This is a genomic window from Kamptonema sp. PCC 6506 (assembly GCF_000180455.1).
In the GTDB taxonomy this organism is placed as follows: Bacteria; Cyanobacteriota; Cyanobacteriia; order Cyanobacteriales; family Microcoleaceae; genus Kamptonema; species Kamptonema formosum.
In genome coordinates, this window is record NZ_CACA01000376.1 from 1 (window position 1) to 2902 (window position 2902).

At 44.5% G+C, this 2902-nt stretch carries 2 protein-coding genes; both read right to left on the bottom strand.

Going from position 1 to position 2902, the window contains the following annotated elements:
- A partial coding sequence (locus OSCI_RS27770) for a type I polyketide synthase (protein WP_168371101.1) occupies window positions 1–1431 on the bottom strand: 1431 nt, incomplete at its 3' end.
- Window positions 1424–2902, bottom strand: a 1479-nt coding sequence (locus OSCI_RS27775; protein ID WP_039963255.1) for a non-ribosomal peptide synthetase, incomplete at its 5' end; no start/stop codon positions are given. The genes OSCI_RS27775 and OSCI_RS27770, both read right to left, overlap by 8 nt.

Below are 2902 nucleotides of genomic sequence, written 5' to 3' on the forward strand. Positions count from 1 at the left end.
CCTCCCCGCTCCCCGCTCCCCGCTCCCCCGCTCCCCCGCTCCCCGCTCCCCTGCTCCCCCGCTCCCCCGCTCCCCCGCTCCCCTGCTCCCCCGCTCCCCCCGTTCTAAATTAGGCGCTTCTTCAAGAACTACATGAGCATTAGTTCCACCGATACCAAAAGAACTAACTCCAGCACGACGAGGTGTTTTACCTACTTTCCATTCCGAAAGTTTTGTGTTAACATAAAAAGGACTATTAGCAAAATCAATCTTAGGATTAGGCTGTTCAAAATGCAAGCTAGGTGGTATTAACTGGTGTTTAAGAGCTTGGACAGTTTTGATTAAGCCAGTCACACCAGCAGCAGCATCCAAATGTCCGATATTGGTTTTTACTGAACCGATCGCACAAAAGCCTTTTTTCTTAGTTTCGGCTGAGAAAGCTTGTGTCAACGCGGCAATTTCGATCGGATCTCCCAGGGGTGTTCCCGTTCCGTGAGCTTCTACATAACTGATAGTTTCAGGGTGAACTTCTGCTAGTGCTAGAGCATCTGCGATCGCCTGCGCTTGGCCATCTATACTGGGAGCCGTGTAGCCAATTTTGAAAGCACCATCATTATTGAGCGCACAACCTTTAATCACCGCATGAATATAATCTCCATCTGCGATCGCTTCCTCTAATCTCTTCAAAAGCACAATTCCCACACCGCTACCGCTAACAGTTCCCTGTGCTTTAGCATCAAAGGCTCTACAGTGTCCGTCTGGTGAAAGAATCATTCCCTCTTTATAAAAATATCCTGTCTTTTGGTTAACGCCTATAGAAACGCCACCAGCCAAAGCCATATCGCATTGATAATTCAGCAAGCTTTGGCAAGCCATGCTAATAGCAACCAATGAAGTAGAACAGGCAGTTTGGACAGTAACACTTGGCCCTTTCAAGTTTAATTTATAAGAAACGCGAGTTGATAAAAAATCTTTCTCATTGGCGATCATAAGTTGGAAATCTCCAACTAATTCTCTGAGCTTGTGGTTGGGATAAAGATTGTGCAATAAATAAGTATTGTAACTTCCTGTGCCTGCGTAAACTCCAATTGAACCTTCGTAAGTTTCCGAGTTGTAGCCAGCATTTTCTAGAGCTTCCCAAGCCGACTCTAAGAAAAAGCGGTGTTGGGGATCTGTGATTTCAGCTTCTCTAGGATTAAACCCAAAGAATGAAGCATCAAACAGCTCAATATCTTCTAATACCGCTCTTGCTTTTACATAGCGAGGATCGCATATTACTGATTCATCAATGCCTGAAGATTTTAGTTCTTCTTCAGAAAAGAAAGAAATAGATTCCAAGCCATCGCGCAGGTTTTTCCAAAACTCATCAACATTTTTAGCACCGGGAAAACGACCAGCCATGCCAATGATAGCGATACCTTCTATAGAGTGGGAACTTTCAGAGTTATCCATTTTTATTCTTTCCTTGCAAGCGCTGTTTTTGCTTTTGGCGATTGATTGCGTCTTTTTGGTTTTTGATGCGATCTTGACTTTGCCGAAAAGAGGGTTTTTCCTCTGGCTCCTGACTTAAATACTTAGCCAAAGAGCTGATGGTTGGATATTTAAACATTTCCATGATTGAAACCTCTCTGTCCACCACTTCGCGCAGTTGGCTATGAACCTGAGCCATAAGTAATGAATGACCACCTAAATCGAAGAAACTATCATCTACACCTACTTTTTTTAAGTGTAATACTTCTTGCCAAACTATAGCAATAGATTGTTCTATCTCAGTCTGGGGTGCGACATAAGTTGTTTCTAACTGTAGGTTAATAGCATCGGCATCGGGAGCTGGCAGTGCCTTACGGTCTACTTTGCCGTTTGGTGTCAGCGGCAAATGATTCAAAAACACAAAACTGGAGGGCATCATATAGTCTGGTAGTTTCTGCTTCAGAAAGTCGCGTAAGCTCCCGACTGCTGTGCGTTTAGGTCTGAGGTTGGAAACAATATAAGCGACTAAGCGCTGGTTGCCGGAAGCATCCTCGCGGTTGATAACTAGAGACTCCTGTACATCTGGGTGTTGGCTCAATACGGCCTCAATTTCCCCTAATTCGATGCGGAAGCCCCGAATTTTCACTTGGTGGTCGATGCGACCTAAAAATTCGATATTGCCATTTGGTAGATAGCGGGCTAAATCGCCAGTTTTATAAAGGCGAGAACCCGATTCGTGGCTAAAGGGGTTGGGAATAAAGCGATCGCTTGTTAGTTCCGGTCGGTTGAGGTAGCCCCGTGCTAAACCAGCGCCACCAATGTATAGCTCTCCTGGGACACCGATGGGGACAAGCTGTTTTTGGGCATCTAGTAGAAAACAGTGTGTATTGGAGATAGGGCAACCGATAGGAATGGTTGTAGCCTTTTCTGGAACATCCTGCACTAAGTAGCAGGTGGTAAATGTTGTATTTTCAGTAGGCCCATAACCGTTAAGCAGTCGCTGAGGTGAACCCTTCTTGAGTACCTCTTTGACCAATTTAGGCTCCATAGCTTCTCCTCCAACTATAAGGTGTTGCACCACATGAAAAGCCGATGGTATTTCTCTAGCCATGAAATTGAACAACGCAGTGGTCAAGAACAATATAGTGACTCTTTCACCCTGGATTTGACTTGCAAAGTCAAGAGGAGAAAGTGCTACATCTTTTGTTATGACAATTAACTTTGCGCCATTAATTAACGGTCCCCAAATCTCAAATGTAGCTGCATCGAATGAAAAATTTGAGACGAAAGCAACTATATCTTTTGGTTGTAAACTAATGTAGTTCGTATTAATTACCAAACGGTTTACTGCTCGGTGCTCCACCAATACGCCTTTGGGCTTTCCTGTAGACCCCGAAGTGTAAATTACATAAGCCAGCTTCTCAGAGGTTACGCTACATCCAGGGTTTTCCTT